Here is a 20,915-nt window from a genome sequence, read left to right on the forward strand (position 1 = left end):
TCTATTTTAAACTAAAACACAAAATTATGAAAACGAGAATTTTTGCCATCGCATCCGCATTGACTGTCAGCATCGGCTTGGCTTCCTGCGGAGAAAAATCGACTGAAAAAGAAGAGGTGATAGAGGTGGAAGTAAATCTTGAAGAAGAGAAGTCTGAACTTAGAAAAGAGCTAGAAAGAATTCAGGCGGATATTGATAAGCAAATCGCCGAATTGGAAGCCAAAAAAGAGAAAGCTGATGCAGAAATGCAGGCCGAAATAGAGGAAATGCAAGAGGAGCTTAGAGGTGAAAAATCAGACTTGGAAAAGGCTCTGGATGACATCCAAAAAGCGAGTGAAAATACTTGGAGCGATGTTAAAAAGTCGGTTAATAAAACCACCGCAGATATCGAAAAAGAGTGGAAAAATCTAAAAGGTGAAGTAGAAAAAGCCTTTGAAAAAAATTAAGGCTTTTAAGAATAGAAAAGGGGCGAATTGAAAAATACGCCCCTTTATTTTTTAATCCACTTTTACATTGGTAAACCAAATTACTCGCTTACCATCTTGACCCTTGTGATCAGTAGCCATAGTGATAGGCCCGAAGGACTGTTCATTTTCCCAAGTCCATGTACGGCCATCAGGTCCATTGCCTTTTCGGAAGGTCCATTCCAAAATTTTATAATTCTCGTCCAAATACAAATCGTAGGCATCTCCCGGTGTGTAGCCATCTTCAGAATTATACACAATTGTAAGCTTGGTGGCATTCGTTCCTGCTATCGGGGAAGCTACATTCTCTTCTGAATCCCAATTATAGCCGGTATCCCAAGCCAGTTGGAAAGGATACATCATCCAATATTTGTCATTGATAAAGCCGCGGTCCACTGGAGGCAAAGAGTCGGCATCCAAAGAATAAGTCATGGTAGTATCAGGCCCGGAATAATAAACCGTGTTTTCTCTCAGATTCCATTTCCAATCCCGAGTGAACACGTTGATAGAGTCTCGCTGTACATTCCAAGTATAAGCAATACTGTTTACCTGGTCAAAATTATCAAACCCGTAGGCTTTTGCTACTTTCATAGGTAGGGTATCCTCCACTACTTCCTTTTGTTGGCAAGAGGCAAAGGCTAAAACTGCACAAGCAATCAGTGTAATTTTTTTCATTGTCAAAGGTGGTTTTTATTCAAAGATAACAGAGTCAAGAAGAGGATTGTTTTTTTATCCATTTTTTGAATTTCCTAAGCTCATAATATTGATATATAGGTTTGATTATCAATAAATACCGATTTAAATAAAGTAATACTTGAAACAAAGTGGAAGGAAAAATCTTTTTTTGACGGTTTTTAACTCCTCTCAGTATCTTACCCGCGACTTGATCAGCTGTTTGAGAAGGAAATGGTCTTGGTATTCTTTGCCCCTCCTGCTCAAAAAATCTACTCTGGGTTGCAATGGGAAAAGCCAAACTCAACCATTGTTCATCTGACTCTAACCAAACTGCCTGAGCCCAAGCCAAAAGGGAGGATTTGGTGGCAGAATAAACTCCATACCCGGGCAATGGCCAATAAGCCATGGCCGAACAAGTAATTGTTAGATAGAGAACTGGGAAAGTTTTTTTAAGCGCTATTCCCAATTCCAATACAGCAATAACATTGAGATGAAAAAGCTCTTCTATTTTGTTTAATTCCTGCTTTTGAAAGGGTTCATAATAGGCCTTTCCTGCATTGGCAAAGCAATAATCCAGTTGCTTCCAGTTTTGGGCAAGCCAAAAAGTAATTTCTTCCAAAGCCTTTCCCTTCGTAAGATCCAAAGTCAAAATTTCAATTTCAGGAAGTTGAGCTTTCAAGCCCTTAAGGCCATCTTCATCTATATCGACCGCTAAAATCTTTGCCTGAAGCAAATAAAGCTGCTGAACCAATTCCCTCCCTATTCCGGAAGCAGCTCCGCTTACCAGGACAAAAGAATTGGCAAAGCTCTTATTCATGAAAGGTTGGTTTTGGGAAAAATATTTGAAATGGCTCTATTTTCACTGCGAATAATGGTCGCTGTAAACTGATATCCGGGAAAAAATCTTGGTGAATCTGCTTGACATTTACCTTCGCCAGCTTCGCTTTGCCACTTCCTCTCGGTTTGGTGAAATAATCCACCCCATCCCAGCGCTGATGCAAATCAATGGGTAAAATCCCAGTACTGGCAGGAAACCTGAATCCGAAGCTTTTGACTTCGCAGGAAAATAACTCAAGCTCTTTGAACTGAACACTGATCAGGGTTGTATTTCCCTCTTCACTCCAATGGATCTTTGCTGTTTCTTTAGGAATTCCCCAATTAGCTCTTCCATTTTGGGTGCTTGTTTCTGAATCTACATAGATTTTAGTAATAGATTGCTTACCTGAGCCTTTAAACCTCCCTGGGATGAGTAATAATTCCTTATACGGACCAACTGGACTTTCTTCGTAATTGACCAGCATTACATAGCCTAATCCGCCTTTATATTTTCCCTGAAGATGCAATGGCAATCCTGCATGCTCTTCTACCCATTTCTTGGAAAAGCGGAAGACCATAATAATTCCCTGCCCTTTCAGCTTCCAAGGTGCAGGAGCCTTTTTATACAATTTGAGGGTTTTACCCTCATCTATAGAGTGATTTTCAGGCATAAGGTGAAGGGCTAATAGAGGTCCAGCCTCCGTCGATGATTAAGGTTTGTCCGGTAATATGTCTCGCAGCATCTGAAAGTAAAAATACTGCTGAATTGGCAATGTCCTCCACGGAAGCGGGTCTACCCAAGGGGGTTAATTTGGACCAGGTCTTGGCATAATCAGGGTCCGAAGTGGTGCGCTCTGTCAAGGTAGCGCCCGGTGCGATTGCATTGACCCGTATTCCCAATGGAGCCAATTCCAAAACCAAATTTTTGGCGAGCATTTCCAAAGCTGCCTTACTCATGGCATAGGCGGATAAATTCTCATGACTTTGATGTGCAGTAACAGAAGATGTCAATAATATGGCTCCTCCCTCTTCTTGTTCTTTCATCACCTGTGCGCTGGCTTGGGTCAATAGGAATGAACCCAACAAATTAACCCGCATGACTTCCATGAAGTCCTTGCTGGAATAGTCCAAAAAACTCCCGAAAAGAGTAATCCCGGCATTCGCAACAACCTGATCTACGCTTCCGAAATTATTGATAGCTAATTCAATCATTTCTTGAATCACTGATTCATCCGCTGCATCTCCGGAACAGCCAATGACCTTTCCCTTGCCCTGTCGAGACAGGGTGGCAACTGCTTCCTGAGTCAGGCTTTTCTCCAAATCATTTAAAATCACATGAGATCCTTGATGGGACAAGTTTCGGGCGATCTCTAAGCCAATGCCTTGCCCTGCTCCGGTGACAATGGCAACTTTCGCTTTTTTCATAGTTTCTAGGTTCAATTCCCTACTGAATCTTCAAATCCATATAGAAGATTAATGTGAATCTCTTTTTACCTCAGAACCCGAACTCCCCTTCAGAAAATCAAAATCCACTCCTTCATGTGCCTGATTCACTTTGTCCAAAAATAAATTCACATAGCCTCTCTCATAGGGAAGCTGGGTAGGTTGAAAATTCTTTCTACGGTTTTCAAACTCTTCCTCACTGATCAAAAGATTAAGACTCCTCGCCGGAACATTCAGCTCAATCAAATCTCCCGTATGTACCAATGCCAAAGGTCCCCCTATAGCCGATTCCGGAGAAACGTGAAGAACTACTGTGCCATAGCCTGTCCCGCTCATTCTTCCATCTGAAATTCGAACCATATCCTTGATCCCCTTCTCCAGAATCTTTGCTGGCAAGCCCATGTTACCTACTTCCGGCATTCCCGGGTAACCTTTGGGTCCCACATTTTTCATCACTAAAACCGTGTTTTCATCCACTTCCAAATCAGGGCTGTCTATTCGGGCTTTGTAATCATCGATATTTTCAAAAACCAGAGCCTTCCCTTTGTGAACCAATAAATGCGAACTGGCTGCTGAGGGTTTAATTACAGCACCGTTTGGACAAAGATTTCCTTTCAAAACTGCAATTCCAGAATCAGGCTTGATGGGCTTAGTCAGAGTTCCAATCAAATTCCTGTCGTAACATTCGGCTGAGGCTATATTTTCTCCAATAGTCCTTCCGTTGACTGTGATACAGTCTCTGTGTAGATGGGACTCAATCTCCTTCATGACCGCTGGCATTCCTCCAGCATAAAAAAGATCTTCCACCCAATGCTCTCCAGAAGGCTGCACATTCGCAATCAGAGGTATTTTGGAAGAAAAATGGTCAAAATCAGTCAAATCAATGTCCACTCCGATTCGCTTGGCAATCGCTGTGAGGTGTAGGATAAAGTTGGTTGAGCCACCAATAGCTGCGTTGACCATGATGGAATTTTCAAACGCTTTCCTGGTCAAAACTTTACTCATTTTTAAATCTTCCTTGACCATTTCCACGATCCGAATACCAGCCACATGAGCTAATACTTTTCTTCTGGAATCCGCGGCAGGGATCGTAGCATTATCGGGTAAAGCTAAACCTAAAGCTTCTACCATGGCTGCCATGGTGGATGCAGTACCCATTGGAGCGCAATGCCCTCTGGACCGGGACATGGCCGCTTCAGCTTCTATAAATTCTTCCTGAGAAAGCTTCCCCAGTTTATAATCTTCTGCAAACCTCCAGACATCTGAGGTTCCTATCTTTTTGCCTTTGAATCTTCCAACCAGCATGGGTCCTCCTGAAATCACCAAAGTTGGCAAATCCACAGAAGCAGCACCCATCACCAAAGAGGGGGTGGTTTTATCACAACCACACATCAGGACTACACCGTCCATGGGATTGGCTCGGATACTTTCCTCCACATCCATGGAAGCCAGATTTCTAAAAAGCATAGCTGTGGGCTTGATAGAGCATTCACCTAGAGACATGACGGGGAATTCCAAAGGGAAACCGCCAGCTTCCCAAATACCCTGCTTCAGGGATTCTGCTAATTCTCTGAAATGAGCATTACAAGGGGTAAATTCTGACCAAGTGTTACATATTCCGATCACAGGCTTTTCGCCCTCAAAAAGATGATGGGGGAGCCCTTGATTTTTCATCCAAGAGCGATAGATAAAACCGTCCTTCCCGGTTCGGCCGTACCATTCCTGGCTTCTGAGTTTCTTTTTAGACATAGGTTATCTGGGTTGAGAAATTTCTCAGAAGATATAAAAATTTGGAAACAATTCCCTGCAGGAAAGGACGGGAGGTTATAAATGTATGAATCGAATAAAAAAATCCCGAAGGGTATTTCTTCGGGATTCAAATTATTTGGAAGAGCTTAAACCTTATAATCTTTCAATATCTGCTCCTAATGCATTTAAGCGTTTGTCGATATACTGATACCCTCTATCGATCTGCTCAATATTATCAATCACAGAAGTACCATTTGCGGACATGGCTGCAATCAACAAAGCGACTCCGGCACGGATGTCAGGAGAAGTCATTCTGATTCCTTTTAATGGGTATTTTCTATCCAAACCAATCACGGTGGCTCTGTGTGGATCACAAAGGATAATCTGTGCACCCATATCTATCAGTTTATCCACAAAGAATAATCTGGATTCAAACATCTTTTGATGAACTAATACTGTTCCTTTGGCTTGGGTAGCAGTTACCAAAACAATAGAAAGCAAATCAGGGGTAAAACCTGGCCAGATTTGATCCGCCACGGTTAAAATAGATCCGTCGATGAATGTCTCTATTTCGTAATGCTTTTGTTCAGGAATAAAGATATCATCCCCTCTGAATTCCATCTGAATACCCATTCTTTTGAAAGTATCCGGAATAATTCCCAATCTGTGGATCTGGCAGTCCTTGATGGTGATCTCTGATTGAGTCATTGCTGCCATCCCTATGAATGAGCCGATTTCAATCATATCAGGCAACATGGTATGCTCTGTTCCTCCAAGCTTTTCTACTCCTTCAATGTGCAAAAGATTAGAGCCTACGCCAGTTATTTTAGCACCCATACGGTTGAGCATGTCGCACAATTGCTGTAGATATGGCTCACAAGCGGCATTGTAAATCGTAGTTTTTCCTTCGGCCATCACAGCAGCCATTACTATATTGGCTGTACCTGTTACGGATGCTTCATCCAGTAACATGTAGGTACCTTTAAGATTTTTTCCATCAATATGGAAAATCTCATTTTGCGCATCGTAATGGAATTGGGCACCCAATTTTTGGAAACCATAAAAGTGAGTATCCATTCTTCTGCGTCCGATTTTATCTCCTCCTGGCTTGGATAGTTTTCCAGTTCCAAATCGAGCCAAAAGTGGACCCAAAATCATGACAGAGCCTCTAAGTGCTGAAGCTTTGGCCAAAAAATCCTCTGTCTCCAAATAATCCAGGTTCACATCATCTGCTTTGAAAGAATAGGATTCAGGCCCTAATTTGGTGACCTTAACTCCCATAACTCCCAACAACTCTATCAGCTTGTTGACATCGCGAATAGCGGGGATTTTGTGGATAGTAACTTTCTCAGAGGTGAGCAATACAGCACAAAGTATCTGCAAAGCTTCATTTTTTGCTCCTTGGGGGATGATTTCCCCTTTCAATTGATTTCCTCCTCTTACTCGAAAAGATGCCATTTAGTTTCTGCGTTTTTTATGTCCTCCGTTATTTCTTCTACGGTTAGTATTCCCGCGTTTATTTTTCCCGTTAGAAGTGGATTGCTCATGTGTAGGCACTTTGAAATCTCTTCTGGTATTAGATTCAAAAAGTCCGTTTTCTTTTACTTTTTCCAGATCGATATGAAGTTTACCTTTGGAAAGGGTCTTGATATCATCCAAAATAATCCCATCATCGAAATTATCTCTGTTCCAGGTTGAATGAAAACTTCTCATCAACTGACCGATGTAGATGATGGCTGTTTCTTGCTCCTCGTCATCCTCAATTTCGATTGCCTTTTCGATCAATTTTTCAATATTTCGGCCGTAGTGCTTGAATCGTACTTCTCCCCTAGGATATCCTACCGGTAAAGGTTTTTTGCCCAAGAGCTCCTTTTCAGGCATAGGGAAAGGCCCATCTACATCCAATTTAAAATCGGACATGATGTATAAGTCATCCCAAAGCTTCTGGTCATTTTCCTGCTTCAATGAGGGATTCAACTGCTTGATGATTTCTACAATTGTGTAGGCACTTGCCGTACGCTTTTCCCTGTCTTCAATGCCGCAGACATGGTCCACCAAGCCTTGAATGTTCTTTCCGTATTCTTTCATTTGTATTTAGTTTGTCTTTTTGAGGCACAAGAATCCGTTTTGTAGAACTCTAGCCTTTCTCCAACTGATCCGCTTTGAATAGCGCATGTCTGGAGAGTCTTGCAAATTTAAAACCAATTCTATCCGCGGTTATTAAACTCTGCTTGATTTCAAAATCAGTAATTTCTTTTATTTCGCTCTTGTAGCTCTCTTTTTTATTCTCTTAAAAGGTAACAAAAAAACACCATTAGGCAGAGAGATAGGTAATTAGTCAATAATTCTGAGCTTTGCAAAGCTAAGTAATAAAGTCTTCTCTCCAAAATGTTCAAATTGAATCGTAGCCTTTCTGTTAAGGCCTTCTACTTCAATCTTTTGAACCTTTCCAAAACCAAACTTCGGATGCTCTACCAGTTGTTCCGCCTGTAAATTATTGGTATTGCTAGGTTTGAAATCAGGGCTTGGCGTGTGAACTTTCATTTGAGCCGGAACCCTCGATTCTGGTTTTTTCTTAATACCAATAAAACCAGGGCGCTCAGCACTTGTTCCTGGCAAACCGTCTCTTCTAAATGCACCAGGCATCTCTCTGGTTGCGGAAAGCTTTTTACTGACTTTAATGCAGCTAGGATCTACCTCTTCCAGGAATCTGCTGGGCTCACAATTCAGCAAACGCCCGAATCTATAACGGGTCAATGCATAGGTAAGATATAATTTTTCCATCGCACGGGTGGTCGCCACGTAGAAAAGTCTTCGCTCTTCTTCCAAGTCTTCTCTGCTCTGCATCATCATTTGGGAAGGGAATAAATCCTCCTCCATTCCAACCACAAAAACCTGCTTAAATTCCAAGCCTTTGGAGGAGTGTATGGTCATGAGGGTGATTGCATCTGTGGTATCCTTGTCCCGGTCATTGTCTGTCAGGAGGGCAATTTCCTGTAAGAATGCTCCCAGGCTTTTATCCTCATTTTCCTCATTGTCCACGTACTCTTTAATCGCATTGAGCAATTCCTGTACGTTTTCATATCTGTTGAGGCCTTCTATGGTTTTATCCTCATACAATTCTCTCAATAGACCGCTTTGCTTCGCAATTGAATTAGCTGCTTCATAGGCGTCTTTCCGCTCCACTTCAATCTGAAAAGCTTTGATCATGGTAGCAAAATCATCCACCGAGCTTCCTGCTCGCCCAGGTAAAAAGTTTTGAGCATTTTGAACTACATCCCACAAGGGCATATCATGATCGTAGGCAGCAACCAAAATTTTCTCCAGAGAAGTATCTCCTATGCCTCTTTTGGGGTAATTGATGATCCGCTTAAAGGCCTCTTCATCTACCGGGTTGACAGTAAACCGCATGTAAGCCATCAAATCTTTGATTTCTTTACGCTGATAGAAAGAAAGTCCTCCTACAATCTTATAGGTCAGATTCATCTTTCTCAGGGCTTCTTCTATGGCTCTAGACTGAGAGTTAGTCCTATAAAGAATTGCAAAGTCGCTGTTATTAAGCTTTTTATTGTTTTTTTCTTCGAAAATGGTGGTCGCTACTATTCGCCCCTCCTCATTATCCGAGGTCGCCTTGACCAGCTCAATCAGATCTCCATCCGGATTGGAAGTCCAAACGGTCTTTTTCAGTTGTGCTTTATTTTTATCAATGATGGAGTTAGCCGCTTCCACGATGGTCTTGGTGGATCGGTAATTCTGCTCCAGCTTGACCACCATCAGGTCCGGATAGTCTTTTTCGAAATTGAGAATATTCTGAATGTCTGCTCCGCGAAAAGCATAAATACTTTGGGCATCATCTCCCACCACACAGATATTTTGATGAACTGCAGCCAGCTTTTTGGTAATTAGGTATTGAGAAAGGTTGGTGTCCTGAAACTCATCCACCATGACATATTTGAAGCGTTGCTGATATTTGTTCAATACATCAATATGATCTCTGAAAAGCACGTTGGTATTGAATAGCAAATCATCAAAATCCATGGCTCCCGCTTTAAAAAGTCGGTCTTGGTAGCGCTGATAGATATCTCCCATTTTGGGTTTCATGGCTGCCTCGTCATCCGCTTTGACAAAAGGATCAGCTTGATAGGCCTGCCAGGAAATCAAACGGTTTTTGGCCCCGGAAATTCGGGAAAGTACCACACCAGGTTTGTAGACTTTATCATCCAATCGCATTTCTTTGACGATGGTACGGATCAAAGACTTGGAGTCATCCGTGTCATAAATCGTAAAATTGGAAGGATAGCCTATTTTATCGGATTCAACTCTCAAAATCTTAGCGAAAACAGAGTGAAAAGTCCCCATCCAGGTATTGCGTGCATCCAGCCCCACCAAAGACTCAATCCTGTGCTTCATTTCAGCCGCTGCCTTATTGGTGAAGGTGAGCGATAAAATCTGAAAAGGATCTATACCTCTTGCATAAATAAGGTGAGCGATCCGATAGGTCAAAACCCGGGTCTTTCCAGATCCTGCGCCCGCAATAATCATCACCGGCCCTTCTGTATGTTCTACTGCTTCCCGCTGCGGGGGGTTAAGTTCTTTGAGATAATCCATTATTTTGAGTAGCTATTAGCTAGATTTTAATAACAATTGGCAATATGTACTAAGTACAAAGTACCAAGAACCAAGCAGCCTGAAACAAGATGCTAGATTCTGAAATTTTCATCGCAAAATGAATCTTGGACAAATCTTCAATCCATCCTATATCAAATCTTCCAGCGCTTATGGCTCCAAAGATACATGTCCGGCTGCTCCCGGATATTTTGCTCCAACATTTCACAAAACTTATCTGTGATGGAGTGCGGAGCATGCCTCTCATAAGGAGGTTGCGCTAGAGGTATATATTCATAGCGGTAATGTCCTCTTTTGACTTTGGTCATTTTCCCGTAGTGAACATGCAAATTCATTTTCTTGGAGAGGAACTCTGCCCCTTCAAAAAACACTGCCGGCCTGTTCATAAACTCTCGCTGATAGCGATTTTCTGATGAGGGAGGACGCTGATCAGAGCCCAAGAGAACTGTTCTCGGATCTTTTCCCAAGGTAAGCATCCCTCTTCTAAACTCCTTTTTTTCGGTCACATATCCGCCAAATCTTGTCCGGATTTTTTTCATCAATTCGTTGAAAAAGGGATTGTTGACCTTGAGATAAACTGTCTCCACTGGTACTTGGGAATACAAATTGGTGCCCACTACTCCCATTTCCCAATTGAAAATATGACCTGCCATCATCAAGGAACTCACCTCATTTTGAACAGGTTTGTCCAAATCCGGTTGATTGACTATCACGAATCTTTGTCTGAATTCTACCTCCGATATTGTCAGTATTTTGATCGTTTCGGCAAATGTGTCAGTAAAATTCCTGTAAAATCGGTTTCGGACCTTTTTTCGCTCCTGTTCTGATAGCTCAGGAAAAGCATGCAAGAGATTCTCATCGATCACTTTCTTTCTGTACCGAATTACAAATCTGGCAACCAAGTACAGGACATCCGTAATCAAATAAAGCATAGGTAGCGGAAGTCGGGACAGCAACCGAAAGAAAAGCATAGCAAATCGGAGGATTAGAGGCAATAAGGCCTTTTCGAAGCAACAAAATAAAGGAAAAGCGGGGAAAACTTCCCGATTTCTAGTTATAATTTAACCAGATCATTACTTTTGAATCTTATGTCGGAAGTACAGCGCAGAAAATATTCTCAGGAAGAGAAAAATTCCATCTTTGATGGGGAGTTTATGCCACACATAGACTCTATGTACAACTTTGCCTACCGACTCACCTTTGATGAGGATGATGCCAAAGACTTGGTGCAAGACACCTATTTGAAGGCTTATCGTTTTATCAATTCGTTTGAGCAGGGAACCAATGCCAAGGCATGGCTGTTTCGCATCCTGAAAAACAGTTTCATCAACGAGTACCGGAAGAAAAGTAAGCAACCTGCTAAAGTAGATTATCAGGAAGTTGAAACTTATTACAACTCTGATGATGTTGACTTTCGGGGGACCACGGATCTTCGGGCTGAATCTGTTAAAGATATGCTTGGAGATGAAATCTCCAATGCATTAAATAGTTTGGCAGTAGATTTCAGAACGGTCATCATCCTATGTGACCTAGAAGGATTTACTTACGAGGAAATGGCCAAGATCCTGGATATCCCCATTGGGACAGTCAGATCAAGATTGCATAGAGCCAGAAATTTGCTGAAAGAAAAATTAAAAGGTTATGCCCAGCACATGGGGTATGACACGGAAGAGGAGGAATAATTATCGAATACGCATGGAAATGAATCAGGAATCATCCGGTCAGCGGAAAATGGAATGCAGCGATGTAAACAAGTGCTTTGAGCTGCTGGAAAGTATTTTAGACGGAGAAATGGGCGATCCGGGCAAGGAAGTGCTCAAGGAAAAATTGGCCAAGTGCCAACCTTGTTTTGAGCATTTTCATCTGGAGCAAGCCATTAGAGAAGTGCTAAAAAACAAGTGCACCAAACAGGCTGTTCCCAATGAATTGGCGAAAAGCATCCGTGAAAAAATTCAGGAAGTGAAATAAAACCGGATGACTCAAGGTAAAGCAATTATTTTTTCGGCACCCTCAGGATCCGGTAAAACCTCGCTCGTCAAGCACCTGATCCAACATGTGCCCAATCTGGGATTTTCGATTTCTGCCTGCACCAGAGACAGGAGAGGCAGACATGAAGTGCACGGAAAAGATTATTATTTTTTAAGTCAGGAAGAATTCATCAAAAAAATAGACGAAGATGCCTTCATCGAATGGGAGGAAGTCTATGCCGGCAACTTTTATGGCACGCTCAAAGAAGAAATCCAGCGCATCTGGGATTCCGGCAAGGCGGTGATTTTTGACGTGGATGTCAAAGGTGGATTAGCCTTGAAAAAATATTTTGGCGATCAGGCTTTGGCTATTTTTGTCAAAGTGCCTTCAATCGAAGTGTTGAAGTCAAGGCTGAATGAGAGAGGCACGGAAACTGAAGAATCTCTTTCCCGCAGAGTTTTCAAAGCAGAATTTGAAATGAAATTTGAGCCGCAGTTTGACGTCAGTATCCTCAATGATGATTTTGAGCGATCCTCCCAGGAAGCAGAGCATTTGGTCAAAAAATTTCTAGCCTCTTAAGCCGTGAATATCGGACTCTTCTTCGGTAGCTTCAACCCCATTCACATCGGTCATCTCATCATTGCCAATACCATCTACGATCGTACCGACTTAGATGAAGTTTGGTTTGTGGTCAGCCCCCAAAATCCCCTAAAAAAAAGAAAGTCACTCATCCATGAGTTTGATCGGCTTCGCATGGTTGAATTGGCGATCGAGGATAATTTTCATTTTAGGGCCAGTGATGTGGAATTTCACATGCCAAGACCCAGCTACACTATCGATACCTTGACCTATCTCAGTGAGCAGTATCCACAGCATAATTTCAGTATTTTTTTAGGCTCAGATAATCTGAAACAGCTCCGCAAATGGAAAAACTATGAACAGATTTTGGAACATTATCAAGTCTATATTTATCCCCGTCCAGATGAAAAGACAGATTTCACCCATCCTTCTGTCCAAGAAGTAGAAGCCCCTTTGCTGGATATTTCGGCTACTTTTATCAGAGATTCTATTCAGTCTGGACATTCCGTCAAATACCTCTTGCCCAGACAAGTGGAGGAATATATTCAGGCTAAAAAACTATACTTTTAGCAAACCTTGGCCAATCTGGCTACCGCTCAAAAAAAAATGCCTTCTACGTAAATTTTAAAAATTTTTTAAATGTTTGGTTTTGATAAATACAACTAGCACAATAGATTAGTTGCAGCTTCAGAGTTGAAGTCGTTTTTGGGCCAAAAACTTTTTAGTAATTCTAATTCTTTAACAAAATGAAAAAAGTACGTTTAATTAAATTCGCCGTTATCCTCGGATTAATATTTTCCCAGTCTATTGCAGAGGCAGCTGGATGCTATCAGGCAGTAAGAAAATGCGAGGGGGAATGGACTGCATACAATTGTATTACAGATTATACTTCCTCTAGTTGTTCACGATATTATTGTGAATCTTGTGGTTTGTCTGATGATGGAGGGATAAATCCATAATGAGCTAATTGTTAAAAATAATGGGGTTAAGCAGATTACTTAACCCCATTCTAAAAATTTTAGTCTATGAAAATTCCAAAGTGCCTATTCGCCTTAATTTTAATTCTTTGTGGTTGTGAAAAAATAAGAAATGAAACAACACAATTATCTATAAGTGAAATAAAAAAAATAAATTTAAATGAACTTAAAGTAGACAAGGTCATACAATTAGAATCAAAATCTTATAATTTATTAGGAGCTCATCTAGAAGTTAAATTTAATAACTCCAAGTTTTGGATCTTAGACAATAACAATCCTTCAAATATATTTATTTTTGATACTTTAGGTAATTCAATTGGATATACAGCTACAGTAGGTGAAGGTCCTAATAGTATTTTAAACATAAGAGACTTTGAAATAAAAAATGATACAATTATTGTATTAACTAATTTAGGGGACAAAGTAGAAATCTCCTATTGGGATAGAAATAATTTTCTTTTAACAAAGAAAACAATTAATGCTAACGGCTTTTCATTTAGTATTGATGAAGAAAATAAATTATGGTATTTATATTCAGGATATAATAAAGTCGCAGGAAATTACCGCTTAAAGATTTTTGATAAAAACTTGAAATTAAGCTCTCAGCTTTTAGAGAATAATTTTAATGAAAATATTTTGCCATTTATGGAAAGTTCTTTTTTCAAAGGAAGTGAAGGCATATTATTTAAAGAAACTCTAAAACCGGAAATATACAGAATAACCGGAAAAGAGATTTCACTGGAATATAATTTAGATTTCGGAAAATTCAAAATACCCGAAAAATTCTGGACTATGGATCCTTTCGAAGGATTTGAAACAATTAATAATAACGGTTTTGCTTCAATAAGTCATCTTGCAGAAAACAAAAACACACTAATGATTGTCGTTGAAATTCAGGAAATTGGGAATACACGGAGAGAAATAATTTTAAAAAATAAACAAAACGGCAAGGTAAGGAAAATCAATTCAAATCTAAATTTGGAAAGTTCATTTTACTATCCAATCGGATTTGATAATGAAGGAAAAATTATTTTAATTTCGTATGCTAAATTTGTTGAAAAGGATATAAAGAATGGTTTGATTGATATTCCAAATTCATCAGATTTAGATTTTGATGGCAATCCTATTATAATATATGCACAAATCCCACAGTTTAATTAAAATTATAATTTCCTTTTTTATCTGTCTTTTGACATTACTGATCTATTGTAAAAATCAAAATAAATCAATTGGCAGGGAAATCTCACACTATCCTGATTTAGTTATCATTGATCCTCTGAGAACTAATGCATTTGATAAATCTTGGTTTAACCACGAAATGCAAGTAGTGATATATACTTCACACCTCGGTAAATATTCAATATTAAATTTTAATTGGAAAGAGGCTATAGACAATAATCCAAAAATTAAATTTATAATTTATTATTCTGGAAAGGATCTTGAAGAGATAAAAGATTGGATGATTAAAAATAAATTTGATCATCCAATTTTATTTGATCCAGAAAAGAGATTTTATAGCAAGAATGTTAAAGATAGAGTTTCATCAATAGCATATATTTTAAGAGACAATCGAATAATAAAGGCTTCAAACCCATCAATCCCTAGTTTTCAAGAAGATTTGAATAATTTAATACAAGATAAATAGTTAATCTTTCAAATTTTATAAAAAAAAGAGTATTATCGGATTTAAAAAACTTTTATTCAAAAAGACTTTTTTGAATTAAGGGTAAGATATTCTTGGAAGAATATTAATTAAAGTATTCAACTGAGGACGCTATTTTTATACACATAAGTTAATCTGGCTACCGCTCAAAAAAAATAAAAAATGCCTTCTACGTAAATTTTAGAAATTTTTTAAATGTTTGGTTTTGATAGTTGCAACTAGCACAATAGATTAGTTACAGCTTCAGAGTTGAAGTCGTTTTTGGGCCAAAAACTTTTTAGTAAACTTTAATTCTTTAAAAGATGAAAAAATTAATTTATGGACTATTCCTCTTTGCTGCGTTATTTATATTATATGGTGGCCCTATTGCAAGTGCTCAAGTTTTAGAGGGAGAAGAGGACTGTGAAGACTCCATAGACATCGATGGTGAAACCATAACAGTTACCGTATGTGGTCGAAAGACGAACCTCTGGGGACTGATTGATGGTATAGATTGTAATGCTGATGCTACTACTTCTTGTTCTTTCACTAATTGACAATAAGACTGAATGCGGGTCAGATCGACCCGCATTATTATTTTAAAAAAAGTATGATCAATCGATTTTATTACTTTCTAGCAATCCTTTCTCTGAGTTTAGTCCATTCATGCAATCAAAAGTCTTCGGAGGAGGAGTCTTCTCAGCCGATAAAAATTCAGTCAGTAGCCCCTGTTGAAAACCTATCGATAAAGTCTGCTCGGATAGTCAGATTTTCAGAAAATACATTTGCACCAGTTGGAAGTATATACAAGGTACTAGCAATTCAAAAACGAATAATCTTAGTTGATAAAACTATTGGAAATACAGTGATTATTTTTGACGATTCAGGAAAGTATTTAAATCACATCTATAGAATTGGTGAAGGGCCCGGTGAATACAAGAATTTGGAAAACATCTATTTTGATGAAAAGGAGAATGTACTAATCCTGATTCCAATGGATTATCGGAAAAAATATTTCTTCGATCTTGATGGCAATTTTATCAAAGAGGAAAAGTATAATGAGAATATTAGATATACAGATCTAATGCCTTCGGGTAGTTCGGAAATAGTGATCAATAATGCTTCCCTGAACGCAGAGGACGGATTTAAAGTTTATGAAAATCAAGAATTGGTTGTATCGGCCATTCCTTTTGTTGATTATTTAGACATGACTCCATTGGATGGAAGGAATGTAATTTCGAAAATTAATAGGGATAATTTTAATTTTACCGTTGGGAATAGAGACACCATTTTTCGCTACAACGCTAAGAGTCACAAAATTTCAGCTGATTATATTTTTGATTTCGAAGCTCCTATTTCGAAAATGGATTATGCCAACCATCCCAGTCCATTGGAATATTTTGTTGAAAGCCAAATGTTTATTGGCATTTTTGATATTTTTCAAAACGAAAATTTCCTTTCGTTCACAACATTTAAATATCCTAGAATCAAGGGTAGACTTTTAGCCAAGTCCAGTAATAAGATCTATGATACCGAAGAATTAATTCAGAATAAAATTGGTAACATCGGCTTTGATGGAATTCTCGGTTTAAGCGAGAGTGGAGAGTTTATTGCAGTCCTCAAAGCTGATCCTGATGGAAACTGGGATTTTTCTAATAACAAAAGTTTAGAGGCAGCTTTAGGAGAAATGGAAGGAATAGGTCCTGAGGAGTTTTTACTGCTTTTCTTTAAAGTAGAATAGCAAACCTAGTTTCATAAATCTTAAGCCAATCTGGCTACCGCTCAAAAAAAAAAAAAAATGCCTTCTACGTAAATTTTAGAAATTTTTTAAATGTTTGGTTTTGATAAATACAACTAGGACAATAGATTAGTTGCAGCTTCAGAGTTGAAGTCGTTTTTGGGCCAAAAACTTTTTAGTAATTCTAACTTTTAACAAAATGAAAAAAGTATTAATTGGAATAGCCTTTTTGGGGGCTATGGCTTTTACACCGAATTTAGGTTTTAGTCAAACTGATCTTGATCCAGGTGGTTTTGAAAATCCTAAACCACCTTGCTATCAGAGAATGGTCATCTGCAATGGGCATTATACGGTAAAGCATTGTGACAACAAATTGACAAGTGACCGTTGTAGTGTATATGAAGTTGGCTGTCTTAGTTGCGAAGGATATTAACAAATAATTTATCAAATGCCTACTCCTTCCATGGAGTGGGCAACTTTTTGTAATTCAACAAAAAATGAATAACTACAAATTCTCATTTTCTATATTTATTTACATTTTATCTCTTTCCTGTTCATTTAATAATAATTTGGAAATTGAGAAATTGGTAATGAACGAGCTTGATTTAGTGCAAAAGAGTGAGCTCACTATTCAAAAAATCACTCCATTAGAGACAAGGATGGAAAATCTAATGGGAATAGATATCCGTGCCAGATTTGACCAGTCTTTCTTTTATCTGATGGATGAGAATTCGAAAGATGCAATTCATTTTTTTGACAAAAATGGGAACTACCTTGGTAGTCAAGGACAAGTTGGTGAGGGGCCTGGCACCTTACAAAAACTAGACGACTTTTTGATCAATCCCGATGGCAGTATAGAAGTCCTTTCCGGTATAGGAGATCGCGCTACAGTTTATAATATCTCAGGGTCTGGCGAGTTAAATAAAGTCTTTGATACAAATTATTTAGCAAGTTCTTTTACCAAATTGCCATCCGGAGAATATCTTCTTTACGGTAGTTATAATCTACCTTTTACTGAGTTTCGCTTAGTAAAAACTGATTCAGAAGGAAAAGTGATATCTTCTTTTTTGGAAAACACTTACAAAAACAAACTTTTGCCAATGACGGAGCGCAATTTCTTCAGAAATGGAAAAGACCTGCATATCATTGAGTCTTTTCAGCCCTATGTTTACAGCTTTCAAAATGACACCTTAGAAAAGGTGATTCAATTGGATTTTGGCTCTTATTCGATTCCCGAATATTTTTGGCAAGAGGATATTATGGATAGTTTTGGGAAAATGAGTGAAACTGGATTTGCCAATTTACACGGGGTATTTGAGGATGAAAATTTAATGCTTGTCAGCATTCATATTCAAAAACCAGAAGGCGTCTTCAAGGACTTGGTGTTCATAGACAAAAATACGGACAAAGTCAAAAAAATATCCACCAACCGGAATGAAGAAATGCTCTATCATAATCCTATTGGGATTGAAGAGGGACAAATCATGTTTTTGACTTATCGTTCTGTGATTTTGAAAGAGCTGTCCAAAACCCAATTGGACCAAATCTATTCTCAAATTCCTGAGATGGAATTTGATTATCCAATAATTTTTCAAACCAAGATCCAATTTGATGAATAAAGTTTTAATCTGTTTTTTCTTATTTTGTCTTCTCTTTGCTTGTCAAAAAAAACCGGAGAAAATGATTTTTCCTGATAATTTGGAAATCATTCATCAGGGTAACCCCCCTTGTCCAGACTGCAACGAGAAAGCTGTTTTTTATGTAAATATTGCTAAGAGTTCCACCTATTTATTTACCGATAATATTGCGAATTGGAAGGATTTTGCAGCATCCTACCCGGATCTTTCCGTGATTGTTTATTTAGGAGGAGAAGGGAAAGATGGCAAAAATAGTCCTGATCAGCTTCGTTCTTTTTTCAAAAGTCAGGATTTTCCCTATCCAGTATATTTGGATCCCAAAGACGAATTTTTTCACGTAAATCAGCTAGACAACGTCGATTTGGAATATAAGACCGTACTCCATTTTTTGGTCGAAGAAAACCGGATATTAGATATATACCAGTTTGGGCTTCCCAATTATCGAGTGAGCCAATTAGAAAAATATTTTGGAATGAAGCCAAAAAAATAGCTCACAAGTTCTGTAAAAATTAAAAAATCGACTTTTGTTTAAACTGAAATTTATTATTGAAGCTTACCCAAACATTTTTAGATCTAGGTAAGGAATTTTGCATCCTATCCCCTTTTTTGCTTATTTGCTGAAGACCCATTAGCCGCACTATTTTTTTCAAACCTTAGTTAAGACCTTATGAGCAAACATACCTATGACTCCGGCCTGATCGGTAACTGTGCCTATATCGCCCATATCGAAAAGGACACCAATATTTCCTGGCTTTGCATGCCCCGATTTGATTCGGACTTTATTTTTGGTGGAATGCTGGACCGACAAAAAGGCGGAAAATTTACCGTATTGCCAGAATCCGGAGATTATACTTCCACACAAACTTATGTGGAGAACACCAACATTCTCGAAACGATTGTAAGAAATGGAAGTGATAGCTATAAGGTAACAGACTTTGCACCGCGATTCAAAAACTATGACCGATACTATAAGCCTCTGATGCTGATTCGTAAGGTGGAGCCTATTTCGGGATCACCAAAGATAAGAATCGAGTGTCAACCTGTTACTGAGCGGGGTCAGATTCAGCTTACTCCCAGTCAAGGCAGTAATCATATCAGATACATGGGAATTGATCAGGAGTTAAGACTTACTACCAATGCTCCCCTGACTTATGTCTGCGAAAAAAAGTCCTTTGCTCTTCAGAGACCAGTTTACCTGGTTCTTACCTACGGAAGACCATTAGAAGCACCGATAGAGTCTACCTCAGAGCGATTCTTGCAATCCACCCGTGAGTACTGGCAGGCTTGGGTCAAATCTACCAGCATCCCCAATTTCTCTCAGCGCCTGGTGCTTCGATCCGCTTTGATTCTGAAAATCCACCAATTTGAAGATACCGGAGCGATTATCGCAGCTTCCACCACTTCACTACCGGAATCTCCGGGTTCTACTAGAAACTGGGATTACCGCTATTGCTGGATTCGTGATACCTATTATACCCTAACCTGTTTCAACAGTCTGGGACACTTTGAAGAGTTGGAAAAGTATTTTGAATACATCCAAAATCTACCTGTTGGGCCTGAAGGAAGATATCAGCCACTGTACTCCATTTCGGGTCATGGATTACTGGTAGAGGAAATATCTGATTTGGATGGATATTTAGGCAATAAGCCCGTACGATTTGGGAATCAGGCCTATACCCATATTCAGAATGATCTTTATGGACAGGTTTTGGTTTCACTGCTTCCGCTGTATTCCGATCATCGATTTACGGAATCTGAGCGGAGTCACTCTGAGCCCATGATTATGAATCTTTTGGATAAGATTGAGGCCACCATGCATGAGAAAGATGCGGGATTATGGGAATTCAGAAATCTGGCTCAAGAGCATTGTTATACCTTTTTATTTCACTGGGCAGGCGCCTGTGCTGCCGCAAAAATCGGTATCCGAATGAAGAATGAAGCGATGTATCAAAAAGCAATCGCACTTCGGGAAGAGGCAGTGAAAAAGATTGAGGCCTGTTATTTACCGGAGAAAAAAGCTTACGCTCAGGCAATAGGAGCAAAGCATATGGACGCTTCTACGCTTCAGTTAATCACCATGGGGTATTTCGGTGACAACTTGGAGCGGGCAAATAATCATTTGAAACAATTAGAGAAGGAACTGTTAGCCAAAGATTTTCTTTTCTATCGCTATAAGCACATGGATGATTTTGGTGTTCCAGAAACCACATTTTTGATCTGTGCGTTTTGGTATATCGAAGCATTGGCTTGTGTGAATAGATTGGACGAGGCGATTCAGGGATTTGAAACTTTGACCAAGTATTGCAATCATTTGAATCTGTTTTCGGAGGATGTGGATCAGGCGACAGGAAGTCAGTGGGGGAATTTCCCGCAGGCTTATTCCCATGTGGGTTTGATGAATGCGGCGTTTAGGATAGGAAAGAGATTGGATATTCCGAATTTTCTGTAATGCTTATTTTTTTCTCCCAAGAAGAATAGTAGGCAGAAACAGTAGGCAGTTTGGAACTCTCGTGAGTCATAAACAGTGCCGTCACCGCGAGGAACGAAGCGGTCTCATAAAAGTTAGGACTTGAAATAAATCTTCGCGACTTGGCCTCTTGC

23 protein-coding genes are annotated in these 20,915 nt (G+C 39.2%); 13 read left to right on the forward strand and 10 right to left on the reverse strand.

Annotation, left to right across the window (positions count from 1 at the left end; translation table 11 throughout):
• Positions 1-26: 26 nt before the first annotated feature.
• Positions 27-446: a sll1863 family stress response protein gene (locus tag FL972_RS00180; RefSeq protein ID WP_144602173.1), complete on the forward strand. Its 420-nt coding sequence runs from the start codon at positions 27-29 to the stop codon at positions 444-446.
• 51 nt (positions 447-497) lie between these two features.
• Here the strand turns inward: FL972_RS00180 and FL972_RS00185 are convergent, their stop codons facing one another.
• The 9 genes from FL972_RS00185 to FL972_RS00225 all read right to left on the reverse strand — a co-directional run bounded on the left by FL972_RS00185 (position 498) and on the right by FL972_RS00225 (position 10,744).
• The gene (locus FL972_RS00185) at positions 498-1,139 is read right to left on the reverse strand and encodes a hypothetical protein (protein ID WP_144602174.1); all 642 of its coding nucleotides are present in this window, start codon (positions 1,137-1,139) and stop codon (positions 498-500) included.
• A gap of 34 nt (positions 1,140-1,173) precedes the next feature.
• Positions 1,174-1,956 carry an SDR family NAD(P)-dependent oxidoreductase gene (locus tag FL972_RS00190; RefSeq protein ID WP_144602175.1) on the reverse strand — a complete coding sequence of 261 codons (783 nt, stop codon included), beginning with the start codon at positions 1,954-1,956 and terminating at the stop codon, positions 1,174-1,176.
• Positions 1,949-2,626, reverse strand: coding sequence for an acetoacetate decarboxylase family protein (locus FL972_RS00195; RefSeq protein WP_144602176.1), 678 nt, complete (start codon positions 2,624-2,626; stop codon positions 1,949-1,951). Before FL972_RS00195 ends, FL972_RS00190 begins: the two co-directional genes overlap by 8 nt.
• Positions 2,619-3,380: an SDR family NAD(P)-dependent oxidoreductase gene (locus FL972_RS00200; RefSeq protein ID WP_144602177.1), complete on the reverse strand. Its 762-nt coding sequence runs from the start codon at positions 3,378-3,380 to the stop codon at positions 2,619-2,621. Before FL972_RS00200 ends, FL972_RS00195 begins: the two co-directional genes overlap by 8 nt.
• A gap of 48 nt (positions 3,381-3,428) precedes the next feature.
• Positions 3,429-5,147: an IlvD/Edd family dehydratase gene (locus tag FL972_RS00205; protein ID WP_144602178.1), complete on the reverse strand. Its 1,719-nt coding sequence runs from the start codon at positions 5,145-5,147 to the stop codon at positions 3,429-3,431.
• 153 nt (positions 5,148-5,300) lie between these two features.
• Positions 5,301-6,605 (reverse strand): UDP-N-acetylglucosamine 1-carboxyvinyltransferase, encoded by a 1,305-nt coding sequence (murA, locus tag FL972_RS00210; protein ID WP_144602179.1) that lies wholly within the window; start codon positions 6,603-6,605, stop codon positions 5,301-5,303.
• Complete coding sequence (locus FL972_RS00215) at positions 6,606-7,235, reverse strand: DUF4290 domain-containing protein (protein ID WP_144602180.1); 630 nt, start codon at positions 7,233-7,235, stop codon at positions 6,606-6,608.
• A gap of 246 nt (positions 7,236-7,481) precedes the next feature.
• Positions 7,482-9,755 (reverse strand): ATP-dependent helicase, encoded by a 2,274-nt coding sequence (locus FL972_RS00220; protein WP_144602181.1) that lies wholly within the window; start codon positions 9,753-9,755, stop codon positions 7,482-7,484.
• Positions 9,756-9,907: 152 nt separating this feature from the next.
• The gene (locus FL972_RS00225) at positions 9,908-10,744 is read right to left on the reverse strand and encodes a lysophospholipid acyltransferase family protein (protein ID WP_144602182.1); all 837 of its coding nucleotides are present in this window, start codon (positions 10,742-10,744) and stop codon (positions 9,908-9,910) included.
• Between the two features lie 117 nt (positions 10,745-10,861).
• On the opposite strand from FL972_RS00225, the gene FL972_RS00230 reads away from it, so the two are divergent.
• The 12 genes from FL972_RS00230 (at position 10,862) to FL972_RS00285 (ending at position 20,763) form a co-directional block, all read left to right on the forward strand.
• On the forward strand, positions 10,862-11,455 hold the full coding sequence (locus tag FL972_RS00230) for a sigma-70 family RNA polymerase sigma factor (RefSeq protein WP_144602183.1): 594 nt from the start codon (positions 10,862-10,864) through the stop codon (positions 11,453-11,455).
• A 13-nt stretch (positions 11,456-11,468) separates the two neighbouring features.
• Entirely contained in the window at positions 11,469-11,741 is a 273-nt protein-coding gene (locus FL972_RS00235; protein WP_091651343.1) for a mycothiol system anti-sigma-R factor, read from the forward strand.
• Between the two features lie 6 nt (positions 11,742-11,747).
• Positions 11,748-12,320 (forward strand): guanylate kinase, encoded by a 573-nt coding sequence (gene gmk, locus FL972_RS00240; RefSeq protein WP_144602184.1) that lies wholly within the window; start codon positions 11,748-11,750, stop codon positions 12,318-12,320.
• A 3-nt stretch (positions 12,321-12,323) separates the two neighbouring features.
• A complete protein-coding gene (gene nadD, locus FL972_RS00245) occupies positions 12,324-12,890 on the forward strand; it encodes a nicotinate (nicotinamide) nucleotide adenylyltransferase (protein WP_144602185.1) in 567 nt (188 codons plus the stop codon).
• 455 nt (positions 12,891-13,345) lie between these two features.
• On the forward strand, positions 13,346-14,458 hold the full coding sequence (locus tag FL972_RS00250) for a 6-bladed beta-propeller (RefSeq protein ID WP_144602186.1): 1,113 nt from the start codon (positions 13,346-13,348) through the stop codon (positions 14,456-14,458).
• Positions 14,459-14,486: 28 nt separating this feature from the next.
• Positions 14,487-14,942, forward strand: coding sequence for a hypothetical protein (locus FL972_RS00255; protein WP_144602187.1), 456 nt, complete (start codon positions 14,487-14,489; stop codon positions 14,940-14,942).
• Between the two features lie 320 nt (positions 14,943-15,262).
• A complete protein-coding gene (locus tag FL972_RS00260) occupies positions 15,263-15,496 on the forward strand; it encodes a hypothetical protein (RefSeq protein WP_144602188.1) in 234 nt (77 codons plus the stop codon).
• Between the two features lie 53 nt (positions 15,497-15,549).
• A complete protein-coding gene (locus FL972_RS00265) occupies positions 15,550-16,680 on the forward strand; it encodes a 6-bladed beta-propeller (protein WP_144602189.1) in 1,131 nt (376 codons plus the stop codon).
• A 196-nt stretch (positions 16,681-16,876) separates the two neighbouring features.
• Positions 16,877-17,110 (forward strand): hypothetical protein, encoded by a 234-nt coding sequence (locus FL972_RS00270; RefSeq protein WP_144602190.1) that lies wholly within the window; start codon positions 16,877-16,879, stop codon positions 17,108-17,110.
• Positions 17,111-17,174: 64 nt separating this feature from the next.
• The gene (locus FL972_RS00275) at positions 17,175-18,296 is read left to right on the forward strand and encodes a 6-bladed beta-propeller (RefSeq protein WP_144602191.1); all 1,122 of its coding nucleotides are present in this window, start codon (positions 17,175-17,177) and stop codon (positions 18,294-18,296) included.
• Between the two features lie 61 nt (positions 18,297-18,357).
• Positions 18,358-18,804, forward strand: a complete 447-nt coding sequence (locus FL972_RS00280) for a thioredoxin domain-containing protein (protein WP_144602192.1) — start codon at positions 18,358-18,360, stop codon at positions 18,802-18,804.
• Between the two features lie 177 nt (positions 18,805-18,981).
• Positions 18,982-20,763 carry a glycoside hydrolase family 15 protein gene (locus FL972_RS00285; RefSeq protein ID WP_144602193.1) on the forward strand — a complete coding sequence of 594 codons (1,782 nt, stop codon included), beginning with the start codon at positions 18,982-18,984 and terminating at the stop codon, positions 20,761-20,763.
• On the opposite strand, the gene FL972_RS19500 is transcribed toward FL972_RS00285, so the two are convergent.
• On the reverse strand, positions 20,723-20,915 hold a 193-nt coding region (locus tag FL972_RS19500; protein WP_222115992.1), incomplete at its 5' end, for a hypothetical protein. The genes FL972_RS00285 and FL972_RS19500 overlap by 41 nt on opposite strands.

This window comes from Algoriphagus algorifonticola, from assembly GCF_007655305.1.
GTDB classification, from domain to species: Bacteria; Bacteroidota; Bacteroidia; order Cytophagales; family Cyclobacteriaceae; genus Algoriphagus; species Algoriphagus algorifonticola.